An 18,167-nucleotide genomic window follows, 5' to 3' on the forward strand; every position below is an offset into this window, starting at 1 on the left:
TTCTATTTACGCTTATTTCCAAACAGAATTGATTTCTTGCTCGCTAAGCATACGGTACTCACCTGGTTCCAATGCTTCATCCAGTATAATATCGCCGATTCGTTCACGATGCAGGTGTTCAACTTTGTTTCCAAGCGCGGCAAACATACGTTTCACTTGGTGATATTTACCTTCATGGATAGTGAGCAGCACTTCGTGCTCTTGCTCATCGACGATTTCAAGCTGAGCTGGTTTTGTTAGCTCACGTTCATTTCGAAGCTCAATTCCCTGCTCAAATTGTTCGATATAAGAAGACTCGATAGGATCAACTAACCAAACACGATAGGTTTTCTCGCATTTATGTTTAGGTGACGTAATACGATGCGACCATTTACCGTCATCAGTAATCAAAACCAAGCCGGTGGTATCGACATCAAGGCGTCCGGCAAAATGCAAATCTTTGGTATTGGCTTCATCAAGCAATACAAATGCGGTATGGTTGAAACCATCTTCATGTGAACAAACATAACCTTGAGGTTTAAATAGCATGATGTATTTTGGCCCTGGTTGGCTCAACTCTCGACCTTGCCACTCGACAACGTCTTGTTCGCCAACCTTGTACGCGCCGCTTTTTTGCGTTTGGTCATTAACCGTAACATCACCACTTTTGATGATTTTTGTTGCTTCTTTACGTGTCGCGCCTAGTGCGTCACACAAATATTTATCTAAACGCATGAATACCTCATCTCTGCTTGCTGCGGTATTATAGACATCTAAAACTAAATAGTTGAGCCCTTTCACAGAATTTATGTACACCTTACGCCCTTATCAAGCCGATTCAGTCAAAGCGGTTTTGCACTATTTTCGCCAGCACAGCACACCGGCGGTCATCGTTCTTCCTACCGGAGCGGGAAAGAGCTTAGTCATCGCAGAACTCGCACGCTTAGCCAAAGGCCGCGTCTTGGTTTTAGCTCATGTCAAAGAGTTGGTTGAACAAAACCACGCTAAATATGAAGGCTATGGCCAGCAAGGGGGGATCTTTTCCGCCGGCCTAGGCCGCAAAGAGACGGAACAACAAGTCGTGTTCGCTTCGGTTCAGTCAGTCGTCAGAAATCTTAATGCGTTTAAAAACCAATTCTCTTTGTTGGTGATCGATGAATGCCATCGTGTTCCGGATGATAAGGGCAGTAGCTATCAAAAAGTCATCAGCCATCTTCGAGAGCTTAATCCTGGTATCAAAGTACTGGGTTTAACGGCTACCCCTTACCGCTTGGGCATGGGATGGATTTATCAATACCATACTCGAGGCCAAGTTCGCAGTGAAGATGCGAGGTTTTTCCGTGACTGTATTTTTGAGTTACCCATTCGCTACTTGCTGGATGAAGGCTTTTTAACCCCCGCAAAGATTCTCGACACTCCCGTACTCAGCTATGACTTTTCACAGCTCACCCCGAGTCACACCGGGCGTTATAAAGAGTCAGAACTCGATATGGTGATCGACCAAGCCAAACGTGCCACGCCGCAAATTATCGACCAAGTTGTCGAAATGGCAGAAAAGCGTCAGGGCGTTATGGTTTTTGCAGCAACGGTACGCCACGCACAAGAGATTCATCAACGGCTTCCTGCGGGTCAAGCAGAGTTAGTGATTGGGGATACTCCAACTCTCGAGCGTGATGCGATTATTCAACGCTTTAAAAACCGAGAGACCAAATATTTAGTCAATGTGTCGGTATTAACCACCGGCTTTGACGCGCCTCATGTAGACTTGATTGCCATTTTAAGACCAACAGAATCCATCAGTCTTTACCAACAAATTGTTGGCCGCGGATTGCGTCTTTCAGAGGGAAAAACGGATTGTTTAGTCTTAGATTACGCTGGCAACAGCTACGATCTTTATCAACCAGAAGTCGGCGATCCTAAACCTGACTCCGACAGCGAAATTATCACCATTCCGTGCCCTGCCTGTGGTTTTAATAATAACTTCTGGGGCAAGCTTGATAGTAACGGTTTCCTACTCGAGCATTTTGGTCGAAAATGCCAAGGCTTTTTTACTGATGAGGAAACCGGGGAACGAGAACACTGTAACTACCGTTTTCGGGCCAAGTATTGCGGTGAGTGCGGTGCGGATAATGACATCGCTGCGCGCATTTGCCATGAGTGTGATGCCACCCTAGTAGATCCAGACAAAAAACTTAAAGACGCCCTTAATCTCAAAGATGCGCTGGTGTTCGAGTGTTTAGAGATGTCGCTGACGATCCACAAGTCAGACAAAGGGAATAACCAGCTTAAAGTCACCTACATGGGCGACAACCAAGCGCAGGTCCATGAGTTTTGGTCATTGTCGACCAAAAAGCAAAAAGCTGAATTTAAAAGTCGATTTGTTCGTCCTCACTTAGCTGATAAGCATCGGACGTTTGATGCCGCCTCTCCAAGCAAAGTGGTGGATAATCAACACCGTTTTCGTCCTCCTCAGTTTGTCATTGCGCGCAAAGTCGGCCGATTTTGGAAAATGCGAGATAAAGTCTTTTCTGACGAATTGACCTAGTTTAGCGACGTAGTGCCGAAAGTAAGCGTAGATGAAACAAATGGTTAATTTCGATATCATGGCTATTCAGTCTCTATTCATCAAGGCATAGTAGACTGAATGAAACAGTTAACCAAAGGTAACTTTATGCTTCGAATTCCACGCCCTAGCTCATTTACCCTGTGTACCCTTATCGCACTCAATCTCTGTGCGTTTTCTGCCACCAGCGCGGAAGAAAAAAATGGACATGATCTGGTTAATGACGTGTATAAACAAGGCACGGAAGTCGACATCGATGAAGATCAAGACGACGTTTACGATGCAGTTAAGGCAGGAAAAATTCGTCCGTTTTCTGAATTGTACAACGAGGTTGAACAAGACCTGTTTGGGCGCATTATTAAAGTTGAACTTGAAGAAGATGACGACGAGTGGATTTATGAGCTAAAGCTGATTCACGATGGGCGTATTGTGCAAGTAAAATACAGTGCAACCACGCTTGAGATGCGCCTGCTAAAAGGTCGAGACCTTAAAAGTGTTCTAAAATTTCAACCGATTCAACTTGCTGAATAATCCACGCTCAGTAAATACTTTTCCCATTCATAGTAAAGAAATAAAGCATGAAAATTCTTGTTGTCGAAGATGAACCTCGCCTTGGCGAACAAATTATTGAAACGCTCGAAGACGCTGGTTGGGTGCCTGAACTGTCTATCGATGGCATTGATGCCCTTTACCGCGCAACCTCTGAACAGTGGGATGCGATTGTTCTGGACTTAGGTTTACCGAAACTGGACGGATTAACCGTCCTTAAAGGCATTCGAGATGAGAATATTAACACGCCTGTCGTTATCTTAAGTGCACGTGACACCTTAACTCAACGTATCGATGGGCTGAACGCCGGCGCGGACGATTACCTCACCAAACCCTTTGAACTGCTTGAGTTGGTTGCTCGTCTTCGCGCCCAATTGCGCCGCGCATCGGGTAACGCCTCTCCGATTTTACAAGTCGGTGATTTGAGCCTTGATACACGGACATCCAAAGTCCTGTGGCAAGGTCACGCGGTGAGTTTAACCGCCCTTGAATACAAGGTCGTCGCCTACTTTATGCATAACGCCGATAAGGTCATTTCACGCACTGAACTGGTCGAGCATATCTACAAACAAGACTTTGACCGCGACTCCAATACTATTGAGGTATTTATCGGTCGTATTCGAAAGAAAATCGCACCACAGGTGATCAAAACCGTTCGCGGACTTGGGTATCAGTTGAATGCCAACTAAGGTCACACGCATTCTCACACACCTAAGCCTTCGCAACCGCTTGATGTTGGCGGCGTTGATTTGGCTATCCGCGATGATTCTCGCCGCGGGCGTCGTGATACCGACCCAAGTCTATTCGTATATGGTCGATGAAACCAAATCACAGCTTAATATCTATATGGACGAGCTAGCTGCTAATTTGGAAACCAATAATACTGGCCAACTGGCGATGCTGAGCGAACTTTCTGACCCGCGCTTTCGACGCCCTTACAGCGGGCTTTATTGGTCGATAGAGGCTGGTAATCACCGCTTGCGCTCACGGTCACTTTGGGACAGAACCATCGAGTCTCAACCTCTGAAAAACAATTTGCTTGGCGCGCGCAATGAGCCGCTGATCCATATAGAAAAGACCTTGTATTTACCCGAATATCGAGAGCCCGTCCAAGTCACCATCGGTATCGATGAAAAACCAATTCGTCAATCCATCGCCAAACTACGCGGTCAATTATGGGTCATACTCGGTTTGTTGTTTATTGGCTTAATCGTGGTCATGGGGGTACAAGTCTATTGGTCTTTAGCACCACTGCGTAAGTTGCAGAAAGAACTTGTCAAGCTCAGAGCTGGCGAGCAAAACGACTTGCATCAAGAATACCCTCAAGAAATTGCCCCTGTCATTTCTGACCTCAATGCTCTGTTGTTTCATTATCAGGAGTTGCTCGATAGAGCACGCCATCACGCCGGCAACTTATCACACGCCCTCAAAACTCCGATTTCCGTGTTACGTAATGAAGTGGCAGCCCTTGATAAGCAAGATCAAGAAAAACTGCAATTGCCGTTACAACAGATACAACAACAGATTGATTATCACTTGAGCCGAGCTCGAATGGCTGGCTCAAAACATATTCTCTCGGTTAAATCATCACCATCACTTAGCGTAGATACTATCGGGACCGCATTTGATAAGCTGTACTCCATGCGCGGTGTCACTTTAGTCAATGAGCTTGATTCAGAAACCTTGGTTGCGGTCGATGAAAACGACTTAAATGAAATGCTCGGTAACCTGCTCGAAAACAGCTATAAATGGGCAGCATCACTGATTCGGGTGCATCAGCAAACCAGTGATAGTGAAACCGTCAGTATTGTGATTGAAGATGATGGCCCCGGGATTCCTGAACCTCAGCGTCAGCAAGCATTGAAGCGAGGCATTCGTCTCGATGAGTCGACGCCTGGTAGTGGGCTTGGGCTAAATATAGTCAGCGAAATGGCGCACAGCTACCGAGGAAATCTCATTTTAGAGTGTGCCGAGCTTGGTGGCGTAAAAGCGATTTTAACATTGCAGCGCCATCAACCATCACACAAACGCAATAAAAGAGCGTCAAAAACCACCAAGTTCTAGCGAAATAATTCGTTAAAACAATAACAATCATGCCAACGCTCTTGCTCTCATTAACATTGAATGCTAGTATCCGCGCTCGTTTTGTAAGAAGCCTTTCTTGCAAAACTTTACTATAGAGAACAAGGTCGCATTGTTCCTATAACTTTATGATTTCTAATTTGAGAGTAATACTATGAAATTTGAAGCAGTAGTACGTACTGAGCTAGGTAAAGGTGCGAGCCGCCGCCTACGTCACGCTGGTCAATTCCCTGCTATCGTTTACGGTGGTGAGGCTGCGCCAGTATCAATCGCTCTAAACCACGATGACGTCGTTAACCAAATGGACAAGCCTGAGTTCTACGAAGGTATCGTTCTAGTGATCGACGGTGCAGAAGTGAAGGTTAAGCCGCAAGACGTTCAACGTCACGCGTTCAAGCCAAAAGTTGAGCACATGGACTTCATCCGCGCTTAATTCCTTTACCAGGAATAAGACGGAGAAATCCAGCCTTTTGCATATATAAGATAATCGGCTTTACCAACCGAGACATCTAAAAATTCGAAACCCCAGAGACTTACCACCTCTGGGGTTTCACCGTTTATGGGGGTCAATAATTGTCAATCCCATGGCACCTAAAGTTGCTCAACCCCGACTTAATTTGCCGATGCCATTTCAACCTGTGGTTGTGGTACTTGGAATCCACGACGAATATTAGTGAACGTGATTGCGGCAAATAGCACAATGACCAGCGATAAATGCCACACTTGGCTTAATCCGAGCTGTACTAAGGTCATACTGACAATCGATGACACAATCATTTGCCCTCCACCAGACAACGCTGCAGCAACACCGGCTTGCTTTTTATAAGGCAGCATCACCATCGCTTGAGCACAAGGAAGAGCGATTCCGTTACCGAGGATCATCAGTAACTGTCCAATCATTAAAAACAGTGGCTCATTTGGACAGAAGAAAAACCAAATCGCAGAACTCACATGCAAGACTGGAGTAAACATCAGCATGTTTCGCGTACCAATACGGGGCCTTAAACGATTACAAGTTGACGTTCCAATCAGCATACCCATGGTCGGAATCAATGCCCAAAGCGCGTATTCATCAGAAGTCATCCCTATCTGATCTTGCATAATAAATGGCATAACCGAAACCGTTGTGATCATCAGACTGAAGTTAAGCCAACTGATACTCGCAAAACTCAAAAAGTAGCTTGAACGGATTAAGCTGACGTATTGTTTCGTAATGTTTTTTACGGAGGGGATGGCACTTTTCACGCGCATGGTTTCATCAAAACGCAGAGCAATAATACTCCATGCAAACACCACATACCCAAGCAATGAAACAAACACCATTGACCAGCCATATTGTGCGTTAATAAAGCCTCCGATGACTGGCGCAAATAGTGGTGTAATCGACGCAACCATTGCGATGTAAGACATCGCCACAGGCAAGTCGTCGCCGTTATATCGGTCTCGTGTCGACGCACGAGCTAAAACGGCACAGCAACCGGTACCAAGCCCTTGCAGAAAACGTCCAGCGACCATACCAGAAAATGACGATTGGCAGGCGATCACTACAGCCAGACCGCTTACCGCCACCATCAAGCCAAACAGCAACACTTTTTTGCGTCCAAGCGCATCAGAAACGGGGCCATAAATAAATTGTGATGGGCCAAAACCGAGTAAATAGATACTCACCAGTAACTGCGCTTGGTCGAGATTAATATTGAAGTCTCTTGCGATCCAAGGGAGTGAAGGCATAACAAGACCCATACTTAATTGCCCGACACTGATGATGAGGCAGGCGAGAATGATGGTCTTTTTTTGAATCATGTGGGTCATTAGGGTCCTAGGAAATGAGAAGGTTTAATCTTGATGTTTAGCATAACTATGCCAGCGATAGGCTCGCTCCGAAGTGACTATTTTTTTCGATGATGTTTAGAACGCAGACGTAACTGCCCTTCATCATCTTGCTCGATGATTCGAGATTTTACACGTTTGACGGTCGACAAGCTGACATCGACTTCGTCAGCCACTTGTTGTAACGTCTGCCCCGCCAATAACAGAGTCGCGATCTGATGATGCTTTTCACGATTTGCAGGACGCCCGCGAAATTTGTCTTTCCATGCTTGCGGATCCGCTTTTAATGCTTGACGCCCAAGCTCTGCAGCATGTAAGCGGTGGAAACGTTCAACCTGAGCATACCCTTTTAAAACAGAGAGTAACACCGATGCTTCACTCGAATTTGGATTGAATGTTAAACGTTCACAGAGCGTCATCAGCCGAATCCCCTTACTCAAAAGGTGCTCAACCACGTCACTGCTTTGCCGAAAATCAGCCCCAAAAACGTTCAACCACCACACCGCAAGAGTATCACCCGTTTGGAGGGTTTCCAGCAATTGCGAAAAGCCCTCTCGCTCAAACGCTGGCACATTTCCTCTTACTTTATCTTCAAACAGCGTTGCGCCCGGCAGAGCAGCATTGAGCTGCGCCAATTGCGTTTCATGACTTCGATTACGTGGAGACAATCGCGTATAAATGTAGGAATTCATATTCAACACCCCAAAATAGACCATATGATGTTATAGCTCATAATTAATCAGTTCATAATGAACTGTCAACACCAAAAGAGCCAATAGCAGCGAATAACAGACACAAAGTCGGGATAAACAGTAAATATTCGATTGAGTCGCTTTCTCATACACTTTAGGTCTGATAGCGTGACAATGAAGATGTAAAGTCAACTATGACTAAGGAGATCCCATGAAGCTGTTCGTATTTGAGCATTGCCCCTTCTGTGTTCGAGCAATGATGACCGCGAATTATAAGAAACTCGATGTGGCTATCGACTATCTGCAAAACCACGATGTGGATGCCCGTATTGAAAAAGTCGGTGCCAATATGGTCCCTATTTTGCAAAAACCAGATGGCAGCTACATGGGGGAAAGTTTAGACATCGTTGCATATTTGGACACACTCGATTCGACAACACACTTAGCCCCTGCGAGTAAAGAGACAACCATTGATGCGTGGAAGAAAAAAATTCGTCCTTATGAGGGGCCACTGGTACATCCGCGTTGGATGAAAATTAACCTCCCTGAATTTCAGTCTGATGAAGCGAAAGCTTGGTACACCAAAAACAAATCCACCATGATTGGAATGACATTTGAAAAAGCACTGGAGCACAGTGCAGAATATATACAACAAGTCAATCAACTACTTAAAGAAGTGGACTGGCTGGCCTTACCTTCAGAGAAAAGTCACTCTCTGAGCTACGATGATATTTTAACGTATCCAACACTGCGTAACCTTACGGTGATTAAAGGCATTGAATTCCCTGCTCGGGTACGCCAATACATAGATGAAGTCACGGAACTCACTCATATTCCTGTCTATGACAGCGTTGCAGTTTAGTTGCTCTCTCGAAAGCCGCTACTCTTGAGTGAATAGCGGCTATTTAACAATTCATTCGCCTACTCTACTGACTGTGTTAAAATCCGCGCCTTGCAGCCCTGCTCTGCCTTTCATTTAACAATTTCGAGATCGCTGATGTCATTTTCTAGCTTCAACTTAAACCCTGCCATTCTGACTGCTCTTGCCGACGTCGGTTATTCCCAGCCGACAGATATTCAGAATAAAGCGATTCCTGTGATTATGCAGGGGAATGATTTAATTGCTGCCGCGCAAACAGGCACAGGCAAAACCGCAAGCTTTGTGCTGCCCATTTTAGATAGACTCAGCTCAGGACAAACTCAAAAGAAAAAACGTGTTCGAGCATTAATTTTGGTTCCAACTCGCGAACTCGCTATTCAAGTTAACCAAAAGGTCGCAGACTATAGCCAACATCTGGATTTAACCTCACTGGCAATGTACGGTGGTGTCGATGAATCTCAGCAAAAGCAAGCATTGATCGATGGCGTGGACGTGCTTGTTGCTACTCCTGGCCGGCTTCTTGATATGTACGCCAAACGAGCAGTGTATTTTGAAGAAGTCGACATGTTGGTGATAGACGAAGCGGATCGCATGTTGGACATGGGATTTATCGATGATATTAATCGTATCCTCGATCGCCTGCCAAAAGACATACAACACCTGCTCTTTTCCGCGACGCTGTCGCATCGAGTTCGTGAACTTGCGAAATCAGCGATTCCCAACCCCAAAGAAATTAGTATCGCTGCCAACCAAGCTTCAAAAAGCAATATTGAGCAGTGGTTAATTACCGTCGACAAAGATAAAAAATCGGCACTATTAAGCCACTTGATCCAAGAGAACCAATGGGATCAAGCGCTGATTTTTATCGAGACGAAACACGGTGCAGCCAAGCTAGCAACCCAGCTAGAAAAACGGGGAATTAAAGCAGAAGCTTTTCACAGTGGACGCAGCCAAGCAGTTCGTACTCAACTACTTGACGATTTCAAGCAGGGACGCATTCAATACCTTATTGCGACAGGCGTTGCCGCACGCGGCATCGACATCGATGAGTTATCTCGTGTTATCAACTATGATTTGCCCTTCCCTGCAGATGAATATGTTCACCGTATTGGCCGTACTGGGCGCGCCAATGCTAAAGGTGAGGCAATCTCATTTGTCTCAAAAGATAACTTTAAGAACTTATGCATGATTGAGAGCCGTCTTGGTCATCTTATTGAACGTCGTGACGTTGCTGGCTTTGAACCCAAAAAGCCTGTGCCAATTTCTATTCTAAATTACGTTCCTAAAAGCAAACGCAATATGGATAATCAATAATGTCAGGCTTGTACGTACGAAAAAAGGCTACCCGAAGGTAGCCTTTTTACTGGTTCAAATCGCCAAAAGATACGGTTATTTAGATACCTGTTGGTGATTCACTCGAGAAAATATCGAGGGGTAATTCTGACGCAAGTAACGCTGTTCCTGGACCATATCTCGAAACGAAGGACCAAGATCAAGCTTTAAAATGACTTCAGTCTCCTCCATGCGTATCACCTGTCCTTGCACTTCAATTTGCTTATCTTGATGTAGATTGAGGCGACCCTTTAACGTCAAACCATGATAAAACCCTCTTGGATTCATCACGACACGAATACCTTGCTCAGACACCTCACTAACATGATAAAGATCACCATCAATTCTAACGTTTGGCCGTGCGCGCTTAGGATAATTTAAACGAAAAAACGCTCTTCGTTGTTTGGTCACCGTGCCTTCCATGATTGACTCCAACGCTTATCTTACTCACTAATTGGTTATTACTCACTTAACTAACAGTATACGTTAAACCAGTCAGCGACAAGCCGTATTAGCCAAACAGCCAAGCGATGGCGAAGATAATGACAAAAAAGATTAAGGTGCACTTTACCAATAACTTGACGTTGTTACTTCCACCCCGAGGTGGCTCATTGCAGCATCCCATAATACCTCCTAACAGTACGTTTATACGACCAACTTAGCCCTTTCCCTTGGGGTAAGGTCAAGCGAAGAGGCAAGAGAAATATGAATTTTTTATGACAGTCATCATTTCACCAAAATGGTGAGTTATATGCTAAACAATGAGATACCCAATAATTCTGTTCACAATCTGTTTACCTTCCCCCTTTTACACAGTTTTTTTGACTAAAAACTGAAAAACCTCAGTTGACTAAAAATCCGTCGATTCCTAAATTTTTTATAGGTATTGTCACTGGGAGGTCATAAATATGAAACGTGCCACAAATTCGTATCGTCTACAATTAATAAAAGAAGTCGCAGTAAAACAGCAGCGGCTCCATAGCGGCGATCCGATGGCAGCTTATATTCAGGATTTATTGGATCATAAGCCTCAAGGCGTCAGCCAAGAAGTAGAGCTTAATCGGCGTTTTGCGGGTTGCCACTTTGACGAACATATTGGCGGTTGGGTAAGTGACCGTTGGGGATTAAAATAAGTCTTGTTGAGGATTATCGAGTTCAATCGCTGACGTTTTTTGGTCCGGATTTAACTTATTTTTTGCCATTTTACGCTTATAACGCTGCTGACATAACTTGATTACATGGCGCTGCTGATCCGGCGTCATGTCGAGCCATCCAAATCGCTCTTCACGCTTGCGCATGCACCCTTGACAGTAACCTTTCTCATCCACAGTACAGACACCGACGCAAGGGCTGGGGACGGAGAAAAACTCTAGCTGCTGCATGTTTCGGTTCCACAACCATTAAGAATATAAATATAATCAAGCACTTCCATAGTGAACTCTCGTAAAGTATGACTCGACGCTGACATACAGTGTTCGCGATTAAATATACTAAATGAATCGAGTTTAAGTCTGTGTAAAGTTAATAATTCCACTTTTTGGAGTCAATTTATATGAAGCTTAGTTCAAAAGCGTTACTTACCACAATCACGCTTCCTCTTTTGGTCGTTGGATGTTCTCAAATGAAAAGTAATGACAATAGTGATGCAATTACCGCAGCCGATCTGCAAAATCACCGCTGGGAGTTAGTTAACGTTAATGGACAAGATTTTAAACCAGCAAACCCTAAACAACGTCCTTTCCTTGAGATCAGCGAAGGATTTCGAGCATCAGGAAGTGCTGGCTGTAATAACTTCATCGGCCAAGCCGAACTGAATGACAACCAATTTCGCATCGATAAAATGGGCATGACCATGAAAATGTGTATTGGTGATGTGATGGATTTTGAGCAAGCGATTTCTCAAGCTTTGCAAAACTGGAGTGATGTCACGCTCACTGCCGATACATTAACCTTGAAAACCGATGTAAACCAACTCACTTACAAATTGAGTGAATTAAAATAATTGACGACAAGGCAGCCACTGGTTGCCTTGTTCTTTTTTACCCTCATCACAGCTTTATTTCTAGATGTTTCAGAAACATACCAAAGTCATTAATTTCCGTCATAATGAATAGAAAGTCAGATTTATTCGGTCTGTCTACTTATAACCTTCATTTTTAGGAACCATTATGACAAGACTGCTGATATTTCTTGCAACATCCCTGTTTTCCCTCTCTGTATATGCGCAAACAAATTGGTCTGAGACGCTTCAGCAAGCCAAAGGACAGACGGTCTATTTTCATGCATGGGGCGGAAGTCAGGAGATCAATAACTACATGCGCTGGGTAAGCCAACAGCTAAAACGTCGCTATAACGTTACTCTCAAGCATGTCAAAGTGACCGATATTTCAGAAACCACGACCCGTCTGATTGCAGAGAAAGCCGCTGGTCAAAACACCGGAGGTAGCGCGGACATGGTGTGGATCAACGGAGAGAACTTCAAATCTATGAAAGACAACAAACTGCTCTACGGACCATTTGTTGAAACTTTACCTAATTGGCAATTCGTTGATAAAAGCCTTCCTGTAGAAAGTGATTTCTCCGAGCCAACCATGGGATTAGAAGCACCTTGGGGCGTTGGCCAGTTAGTCTTTATTTATGATGAATTACGGTTGAATAACCCTCCGCAGTCATTTTCTGAACTGTTAAGCTATGCCAAAACATTTCCAAACCGTGTCACCTACCCTCAGCCTCCAGAGTTTCACGGCACAAGCTTCCTAAAAGCACTACTCATTGAATTAACCGATAATACTCGAGAACTGGCCCATCCGGTCAGCGATGCCGATTTCGAAAAAGTAACCGCCCCACTTTGGCAATATCTTGATGACTTTCACCTAAGTGCTTGGCGTTCAGGTCAACAATTTCCAACCAGCAGCGCACAAACGATGCAATTGCTCGACGACAATCAAATTGATCTCGCCATCACTTTCAATCCAAATGCGGTTTATTCTGCACAAGCGAATGGAACATTAGCGAAAAGTACACGCGCATATGCGATGCAAGCAGGTGCGCTTACTAACGTGCATTTTCTTGCGATCCCTTGGAACGCTAACGCTAAAGCGGGCGCGCTTGTAGCAATTAATTTCTTGATGGGTTCCGAAGCGCAATCGCGTAAGGGTAACCTCAATGTATGGGGAGACCCATCCATTTTGGAGACCAAGTATTTAACCGGTAGTGCACATCAAACACGTTTATTCAAAGCTATCCCCGAGCCACATCCTAGTTGGCAAGGTGCGCTAGAAGCCGCTTGGAAAACTCGTTACGGTCAATAATGAGCAAATATAACAGCCCCTCATTCATACTGCATTTGGGCTACATTACGGTGATTGTGCTTTGCCTAGCGCCGCTTGCTCCTGGCTTTATCGGCGTGTTAAGTGCAGCGTTCGGCTTTATTCCTGCGATTGGTATGGATCAAGTAAGCGCTGACGCCTTTTGGAAGATCACGCAATGGCCTGGCGTCACTCAGTCGCTTTTGCTCACCATCATAAGCTCTGTTGTCAGCACCTACGGCGCTCTTCTACTGTGCTTTGCCATTTTGCAATCGCTGTGGCTAAGTCGATACTGGGCCAACATTGAAAAGCTGTTGGCACCTCTGCTCGCGCTTCCGCACGTCGCCTTTGCGATTGGTTTCGCATTTTTATTTGCGCCTACCGGGTTTATTGCTCGTTTCATTTACGCCCTATTCGAGTACACGCCAAATGCCTCAGAAGCAACGTCGTTCATACAAGACCCTAATGCTCTAGGGTTAACCATTGCCTTGATGTTTAAAGAGGTCCCGTTTCTACTCTTTATGAGCATTCCAATATTGCAGCAACTGAATGTGCCGAAATTATTTCAAAGCTGCCGCTCTATGGGGTACACGCCCGTACAATTTTGGTGGAAAACCGTGTTGCCTCAATGGCTGCCTCGTATTCGATTTTCCTTGTTTGCCGTAGCCGCTTATGGCGTCTCTGTGGTCGATTTAGGCTTGATTCTCGGCCCCGTAGCGTCACCAACGTTTGCCGTTGTTGTCTGGCAATGGTTTAACGACCCGGACCTGAATTACTTACCGCAGGCCGCCGCGGGCGCGGTAGTACTTTTTGTGCTGCTGTGTGCGGTGATGGTTGGAATGGTCACCGTTGAAAAACTCATTACGCTAGTCTGGCGTCGCTGGCAATACTCCGGTCGCTTTGGTCTTGCTCTACCAGGAAAGCTATTGATGGCGCTGTGCGCGTCTCTCAGCATTGCCATCATTCCGCTACTTAGTGTATGGAGTGTCGCGCAGCGCTGGTCTTTTCCTGACTTAATCCCGTCACAGTTCACCAATCGATTTTGGATCAACGAGTGGTTTGGGGTGTATCCGACCCTGTTTACGAGCCTGAGTATTGCCACAATTTCGGCAACGCTGGCATTAATTCTCGCCATGGTTGCTCAGCAATATCGGCTACGTTCACGCTGGCGTTTACCGAGTTATTTGTTTCTTATTCCAATGCTACTTCCACAACTTTCGTTGTTACTTGGCATGCAAGTGACAACGCTATGGCTTGGAGCTCAGCATTACTATCTGTGGGTAATTTGGTCACATCTATTTTTCGCGTTCCCCTTTGTCTATCTTGCGCTAGACGGGCCTTGGCGTAGTTACAACGAGAATTTCTCAAACATGGCTTTAAGCTTAGGTAAATCTCGCTTTTACACTTTTGTATTTATAAAGATGCCATTATTGAAGGCGGCGATTATCTATGCTTGGGCGTTAGGAGCCAGCGTTAGCCTTGCCCAATACCTGCCGACTCTCATACTGGGCGCTGGAAGAATTACCACCATAACCACCGAAGCGGTGGCACTATCTAGCGGCTTTGATCGCAGGGTCACAGCAATATACGCGCTCTGGCAAGGCTTATTACCACTCGTATTTTTTGCCTTGTCATTGTTACTCAGCCATCGCGGTCATGGTGTGGCTTCAAGCCAAACACCCACCGCACACAAGGATGCTTGTTCGTTATGACGTTCCAGGTTCACCAGCTCAATATCATCCATTCGAATAACCAACAAACACTGTGTCATAACCTAAGTTTTGACGTCTCACCCGGTCAAATACTCTCTTTGATGGGGCCGAGCGGATGCGGAAAATCAACGATTTTAAGTGCGATTGCCGGCCATTTATCTCCTGAATTTGAATGCAAAGGTCATATCGAACTCAATGGTACGAATCTGCTTCCCCTTCCAGCAGAGCAACGTAAGGTGGGAATTTTATTTCAAGATGACCTTTTGTTCCCCCACCTTAACGTTTGGGAAAATTTAGCATTTGCAATGCCTAACCATATTAAACGCCATCAGAGAAAACATCGTGCCACGCAAACATTGAAAGCACTCGATTTAATATCGCTTGCAGAATCTTATCCGCAGCAAATATCGGGCGGCCAACGCGCCCGAGTAAGCTTACTTAGAATGTTGCTTTCCGAGCCAAACTTAGCGCTTCTTGATGAACCATTTAGCCAGCTCGATAGTGACCTTCGTACCCAATTTAGAGACTGGGTCTTTGGACAATTACAGCAAGCCGCAATACCCACGGTGATGGTCACTCATGACCAGCAAGACATTCCACCGTCTCAACCACTCATGATTTGGCCTTGGGAGGTTAAAAATGCTGGATAGGCATAGCATTAAGGTGATTAGAGCGCCTTTGAACTGGGGAGCGAGTCTATTAGACCAAGCCGGATTTAACGCGAACCAAGTAACGTTAGCGGGTTTCATCATTGGTCTTTTGGTATTTCCAGCTCTGGCGTTAGAACAATATACACTGGCGCTGATTATCATAGTGCTCAATCGTTTATGTGACGGTCTCGATGGAGCGTTAGCACGGCGACAAGGCGTCACTGATGCGGGCGGCTTTCTTGATATTAGTTTGGATTTTCTCTTTTATTCACTCGTCCCGTTCGGGTTTGTTGTTGCCAACCCTGAATTCAATGCCGTCGCTGGAGCATTCATTATTTTCGCATTTATTGGCACTGGCAGTAGTTTTTTAGCCTTTGCTGTGATGGCGAGTAAGCGCGATATCGAAAATCCCATTTATAAAAATAAATCTCTCTACTACATGGGAGGACTAACTGAAGGCACCGAAACCATCGCCTGCTTCGTAATGATGTGTTTGTTCCCAGATTATTTTGCGTTTATCGCCTATCTGTTTGCCACCGCATGTTGGTTTACAACAGCCACTCGGATTTATTCTGGATTCAACACCTTACGCTAAACAATTATTTTAGATCGATGTTTAACTTATATAGCCAGCTATTTTTGCTGGCTTTTTTATTTATATTTATTACTTCTATCCTAGCTCAGTATGACATTTCTTAAAAAGATGCTCAGCCGCAAATAAATAAAATCATTCACTGACAAATTAATCAGGATAAAATTATATACCGTTAATTGTGTGAAATATGTTCAATTTGACGATCATTATTTTGAACTCTCTTTATGTCCGGCGTATTTTTATATGAAACATGGTTTCTATATTTAACGCACACTGTTTTACTAACAAGGAGATAGAACAACCACTAACAACGTCAAACACATTTATAGCAATAATCAAATAACGGAAACGACAATAAATGATGGTCAAGATGTCGTATCATCTTGGTTGGCCGATTTATCATTTATAGAACAATATAATAGGATTTATGATGATAATTCAATTAGATAGACACATACCCATGTCTTTAAAATTCACTGCCCTTACCGTCTCTCTCGCGGCAACACCTGCACTTGCTGACGGTTTCGCCACTCAAAATGGCGGCACAACGGGCGGCGCTGGCGGGAATGTGGTTTACGCCACTACCGGGACTCAAATCCACCAGGCACTGTGTAATCGTGCTTCCAGTGATACTCCAATTATTATTCAGGTTGAAGGAACAATTAATCACAGTAATACCAGTAAAGTCTCCGGTAATAGCTGTAATACCGCCGAAGATAAAATAGAAATAAAAGAAGTCAGTAATATTACACTGCTGGGTGTCGGTAATGGCGCTTTATTCGACCAATTGGGCATCCATATTCGTGATTCATCGAATATTATTATTCAAAATGTCCATGTTCGGAATGTAAAAAAATCCGGTTCACCAATATCGAATGGCGGTGACGCCATTGGCATGGAAAAAGATGTCAGCAATGTTTGGGTTGATCATGTCACGCTTGAAGCAAGCGGCGGTGAAAGTGATGGCTACGATGCATTGTTCGATATGAAAAACAACACCAAATACGTCACCCTCTCCTACAGTATTTTACGCAACTCTGGGCGTGGCGGGTTAGTAGGTTCAAGTGATAGCGATGATAACAATGGCCCTGTCACTTTCCATCACAACTACTATGAAAATATCAATTCACGTACCCCACTGCTACGTCATGCGACTGCACACTCCTACAACAACTACTACAATGGGTTGATCTCTTCTGGTATGAACCCTCGTATCGGAGGCCGAATTCGCGCAGAAAACAACTATGTGCAAGACTCAAAAGATCCACTTGGTACCTTCTACACCAATGACATGGGTTATTGGCAAGTCAGTGGCAACATTTGGGATAATGTGGTTTGGTCATCACCTGGTGACGATTCTCACCCCGCAGGCCCGAACCCAAGTTCAACCACAACCATTTCGATTCCTTATAACTACTCTTTAGATAACGCCAGTTGTGTACCGACCATTGTTTCACAAACTGCGGGCGCGAATACCGGGTTAGCGGTATCAAATGGAAGCTGTGGCACCACCAACAACGGTATTGTCAATGGGACATACAAAATTACACCGCTTCATAGTGGAAAAACCATTGATGTTGAAAACTGCGGAACTGAAAACGGTACCAATGTTCAACAATGGGGCTGGTTGAATAACGACTGCCAAAAATTCAATATCTCAAGTGTTGATGGTATCTGGCACCGCATTTCACCGGTAAATGCACCAAACCAAGCGTTGGATGTGTATAACTCGTCAACCAGCAATGGAGAAAATATTATGCTCTATGAATACTGGGCCGGCGCGAATCAACAGTTCCGCTTCCAATCAGCAGGGTCAGGCAAGTGGCGTATCATTAACCGCAACAGTGAGCTGTGTTTAGATGTACTCGATGCGTCAACAGACGATGGGGCAAACCTGCTTCAGTACGAATGTACCGCAGGGTTTGAACATCAGATGTTTACGCTTGAACGTCAATAATCAGCTTATACTTTACGGTAAAAAGCCAGTCTTTCGAC

The 18,167-nt window shown here is 44.8% G+C and carries 19 protein-coding genes; 14 read left to right on the top strand and 5 right to left on the bottom strand.

Features of this window, described 5'->3' with window-relative positions:
• Positions 1-12: 12 nt before the first annotated feature.
• Entirely contained in the window at positions 13-714 is a 702-nt protein-coding gene (gene rsuA / locus ACFFUV_RS05120; RefSeq protein WP_390190206.1) for a 16S rRNA pseudouridine(516) synthase RsuA, read from the bottom strand.
• 73 nt (positions 715-787) lie between these two features.
• On the opposite strand from rsuA, the gene radD reads away from it, so the two are divergent.
• The 5 genes from radD (at position 788) to rplY (ending at position 5,606) form a co-directional block, all read left to right on the top strand.
• Positions 788-2,524 (top strand): DNA repair helicase RadD, encoded by a 1,737-nt coding sequence (gene radD, locus ACFFUV_RS05125; protein ID WP_390190207.1) that lies wholly within the window; start codon positions 788-790, stop codon positions 2,522-2,524.
• 126 nt (positions 2,525-2,650) lie between these two features.
• Positions 2,651-3,073, top strand: a complete 423-nt coding sequence (locus tag ACFFUV_RS05130; RefSeq protein ID WP_390191866.1) for a PepSY domain-containing protein — start codon at positions 2,651-2,653, stop codon at positions 3,071-3,073.
• 47 nt (positions 3,074-3,120) lie between these two features.
• Entirely contained in the window at positions 3,121-3,780 is a 660-nt protein-coding gene (locus ACFFUV_RS05135) for a response regulator transcription factor (RefSeq protein WP_390190209.1), read from the top strand.
• The gene (locus ACFFUV_RS05140) at positions 3,770-5,155 is read left to right on the top strand and encodes an ATP-binding protein (RefSeq protein ID WP_390190211.1); all 1,386 of its coding nucleotides are present in this window, start codon (positions 3,770-3,772) and stop codon (positions 5,153-5,155) included. Before ACFFUV_RS05135 ends, ACFFUV_RS05140 begins: the two co-directional genes overlap by 11 nt.
• A 172-nt stretch (positions 5,156-5,327) precedes the next feature.
• On the top strand, positions 5,328-5,606 hold the full coding sequence (gene rplY, locus ACFFUV_RS05145) for a 50S ribosomal protein L25 (RefSeq protein ID WP_390190212.1): 279 nt from the start codon (positions 5,328-5,330) through the stop codon (positions 5,604-5,606).
• 179 nt (positions 5,607-5,785) lie between these two features.
• On the opposite strand, the gene ACFFUV_RS05150 is transcribed toward rplY, so the two are convergent.
• Both ACFFUV_RS05150 and ACFFUV_RS05155 read right to left on the bottom strand, forming a co-directional pair.
• Positions 5,786-6,985 carry a multidrug effflux MFS transporter gene (locus ACFFUV_RS05150; RefSeq protein ID WP_390190214.1) on the bottom strand — a complete coding sequence of 400 codons (1,200 nt, stop codon included), beginning with the start codon at positions 6,983-6,985 and terminating at the stop codon, positions 5,786-5,788.
• Positions 6,986-7,062: 77 nt separating this feature from the next.
• Positions 7,063-7,695, bottom strand: a complete 633-nt coding sequence (locus ACFFUV_RS05155; protein WP_390190215.1) for a recombinase family protein — start codon at positions 7,693-7,695, stop codon at positions 7,063-7,065.
• 211 nt (positions 7,696-7,906) lie between these two features.
• Here ACFFUV_RS05155 and grxB point away from each other — a divergent pair, with 211 nt between their 5' ends.
• Together grxB and ACFFUV_RS05165 are read left to right on the top strand one after the other, a co-directional pair.
• Positions 7,907-8,557, top strand: coding sequence for a glutaredoxin 2 (grxB, locus tag ACFFUV_RS05160; protein WP_390190217.1), 651 nt, complete (start codon positions 7,907-7,909; stop codon positions 8,555-8,557).
• A gap of 135 nt (positions 8,558-8,692) precedes the next feature.
• Positions 8,693-9,889 (top strand): DEAD/DEAH box helicase, encoded by a 1,197-nt coding sequence (locus ACFFUV_RS05165; RefSeq protein WP_390190219.1) that lies wholly within the window; start codon positions 8,693-8,695, stop codon positions 9,887-9,889.
• Between the two features lie 75 nt (positions 9,890-9,964).
• On the opposite strand, the gene ACFFUV_RS05170 is transcribed toward ACFFUV_RS05165, so the two are convergent.
• Positions 9,965-10,330 (bottom strand): PilZ domain-containing protein, encoded by a 366-nt coding sequence (locus tag ACFFUV_RS05170; protein ID WP_390190220.1) that lies wholly within the window; start codon positions 10,328-10,330, stop codon positions 9,965-9,967.
• Positions 10,331-10,815: 485 nt separating this feature from the next.
• On the opposite strand from ACFFUV_RS05170, the gene ACFFUV_RS05175 reads away from it, so the two are divergent.
• Entirely contained in the window at positions 10,816-11,040 is a 225-nt protein-coding gene (locus ACFFUV_RS05175; RefSeq protein WP_390190222.1) for a hypothetical protein, read from the top strand.
• Here the strand turns inward: ACFFUV_RS05175 and ACFFUV_RS05180 are convergent.
• Positions 11,032-11,289: a DUF1289 domain-containing protein gene (locus tag ACFFUV_RS05180; RefSeq protein WP_390190226.1), complete on the bottom strand. Its 258-nt coding sequence runs from the start codon at positions 11,287-11,289 to the stop codon at positions 11,032-11,034. The two genes, ACFFUV_RS05175 and ACFFUV_RS05180, sit on opposite strands and share 9 nt — an antisense overlap.
• Positions 11,290-11,459: 170 nt before the next feature.
• On the opposite strand from ACFFUV_RS05180, the gene ACFFUV_RS05185 reads away from it, so the two are divergent.
• The 6 genes from ACFFUV_RS05185 to ACFFUV_RS05210 all read left to right on the top strand — a co-directional run bounded on the left by ACFFUV_RS05185 (position 11,460) and on the right by ACFFUV_RS05210 (position 18,129).
• Positions 11,460-11,909, top strand: coding sequence for an META domain-containing protein (locus ACFFUV_RS05185; protein WP_390190228.1), 450 nt, complete (start codon positions 11,460-11,462; stop codon positions 11,907-11,909).
• Between the two features lie 166 nt (positions 11,910-12,075).
• A complete protein-coding gene (locus tag ACFFUV_RS05190) occupies positions 12,076-13,218 on the top strand; it encodes an ABC transporter substrate-binding protein (RefSeq protein ID WP_390190230.1) in 1,143 nt (380 codons plus the stop codon).
• Between the two features lie 26 nt (positions 13,219-13,244).
• A complete protein-coding gene (locus tag ACFFUV_RS05195) occupies positions 13,245-14,927 on the top strand; it encodes an ABC transporter permease (protein ID WP_390191867.1) in 1,683 nt (560 codons plus the stop codon).
• Positions 14,924-15,577, top strand: a complete 654-nt coding sequence (locus tag ACFFUV_RS05200; RefSeq protein WP_390190232.1) for an ATP-binding cassette domain-containing protein — start codon at positions 14,924-14,926, stop codon at positions 15,575-15,577. The genes ACFFUV_RS05195 and ACFFUV_RS05200 overlap by 4 nt, the downstream gene beginning before the upstream one ends.
• A complete protein-coding gene (locus tag ACFFUV_RS05205; protein WP_390190234.1) occupies positions 15,567-16,172 on the top strand; it encodes a CDP-alcohol phosphatidyltransferase family protein in 606 nt (201 codons plus the stop codon). The genes ACFFUV_RS05200 and ACFFUV_RS05205 overlap by 11 nt, the downstream gene beginning before the upstream one ends.
• Before the next feature lie 460 nt (positions 16,173-16,632).
• Positions 16,633-18,129: a pectate lyase family protein gene (locus tag ACFFUV_RS05210; protein WP_390190236.1), complete on the top strand. Its 1,497-nt coding sequence runs from the start codon at positions 16,633-16,635 to the stop codon at positions 18,127-18,129.
• Positions 18,130-18,167 lie beyond the last annotated feature (38 nt).

It is taken from the genome of Vibrio olivae (genome assembly GCF_042428525.1).
Classification (GTDB): Bacteria; Pseudomonadota; Gammaproteobacteria; order Enterobacterales; family Vibrionaceae; genus Vibrio; species Vibrio olivae.

Bases quoted from the DNA above. Each gene is read 5' to 3' on its own strand.
- rsuA (WP_390190206.1), bottom strand. From the start codon at position 714: ATGCGTTTAGATAAATATTTGTGTGACGCACTAGGCGCGACACGTAAA.
- radD (WP_390190207.1), top strand. From the start codon at position 788: ATGTACACCTTACGCCCTTATCAAGCCGATTCAGTCAAAGCGGTTTTG.
- ACFFUV_RS05130 (WP_390191866.1), top strand. From the start codon at position 2,651: ATGCTTCGAATTCCACGCCCTAGCTCATTTACCCTGTGTACCCTTATC.
- ACFFUV_RS05135 (WP_390190209.1), top strand. From the start codon at position 3,121: ATGAAAATTCTTGTTGTCGAAGATGAACCTCGCCTTGGCGAACAAATT.
- ACFFUV_RS05140 (WP_390190211.1), top strand. From the start codon at position 3,770: ATGCCAACTAAGGTCACACGCATTCTCACACACCTAAGCCTTCGCAAC.
- rplY (WP_390190212.1), top strand. From the start codon at position 5,328: ATGAAATTTGAAGCAGTAGTACGTACTGAGCTAGGTAAAGGTGCGAGC.
- ACFFUV_RS05150 (WP_390190214.1), bottom strand. From the start codon at position 6,985: ATGACCCACATGATTCAAAAAAAGACCATCATTCTCGCCTGCCTCATC.
- ACFFUV_RS05155 (WP_390190215.1), bottom strand. From the start codon at position 7,695: ATGAATTCCTACATTTATACGCGATTGTCTCCACGTAATCGAAGTCAT.
- grxB (WP_390190217.1), top strand. From the start codon at position 7,907: ATGAAGCTGTTCGTATTTGAGCATTGCCCCTTCTGTGTTCGAGCAATG.
- ACFFUV_RS05165 (WP_390190219.1), top strand. From the start codon at position 8,693: ATGTCATTTTCTAGCTTCAACTTAAACCCTGCCATTCTGACTGCTCTT.
- ACFFUV_RS05170 (WP_390190220.1), bottom strand. From the start codon at position 10,330: ATGGAAGGCACGGTGACCAAACAACGAAGAGCGTTTTTTCGTTTAAAT.
- ACFFUV_RS05175 (WP_390190222.1), top strand. From the start codon at position 10,816: ATGAAACGTGCCACAAATTCGTATCGTCTACAATTAATAAAAGAAGTC.
- ACFFUV_RS05180 (WP_390190226.1), bottom strand. From the start codon at position 11,289: ATGCAGCAGCTAGAGTTTTTCTCCGTCCCCAGCCCTTGCGTCGGTGTC.
- ACFFUV_RS05185 (WP_390190228.1), top strand. From the start codon at position 11,460: ATGAAGCTTAGTTCAAAAGCGTTACTTACCACAATCACGCTTCCTCTT.
- ACFFUV_RS05190 (WP_390190230.1), top strand. From the start codon at position 12,076: ATGACAAGACTGCTGATATTTCTTGCAACATCCCTGTTTTCCCTCTCT.
- ACFFUV_RS05200 (WP_390190232.1), top strand. From the start codon at position 14,924: ATGACGTTCCAGGTTCACCAGCTCAATATCATCCATTCGAATAACCAA.
- ACFFUV_RS05205 (WP_390190234.1), top strand. From the start codon at position 15,567: ATGCTGGATAGGCATAGCATTAAGGTGATTAGAGCGCCTTTGAACTGG.
- ACFFUV_RS05210 (WP_390190236.1), top strand. From the start codon at position 16,633: ATGTCTTTAAAATTCACTGCCCTTACCGTCTCTCTCGCGGCAACACCT.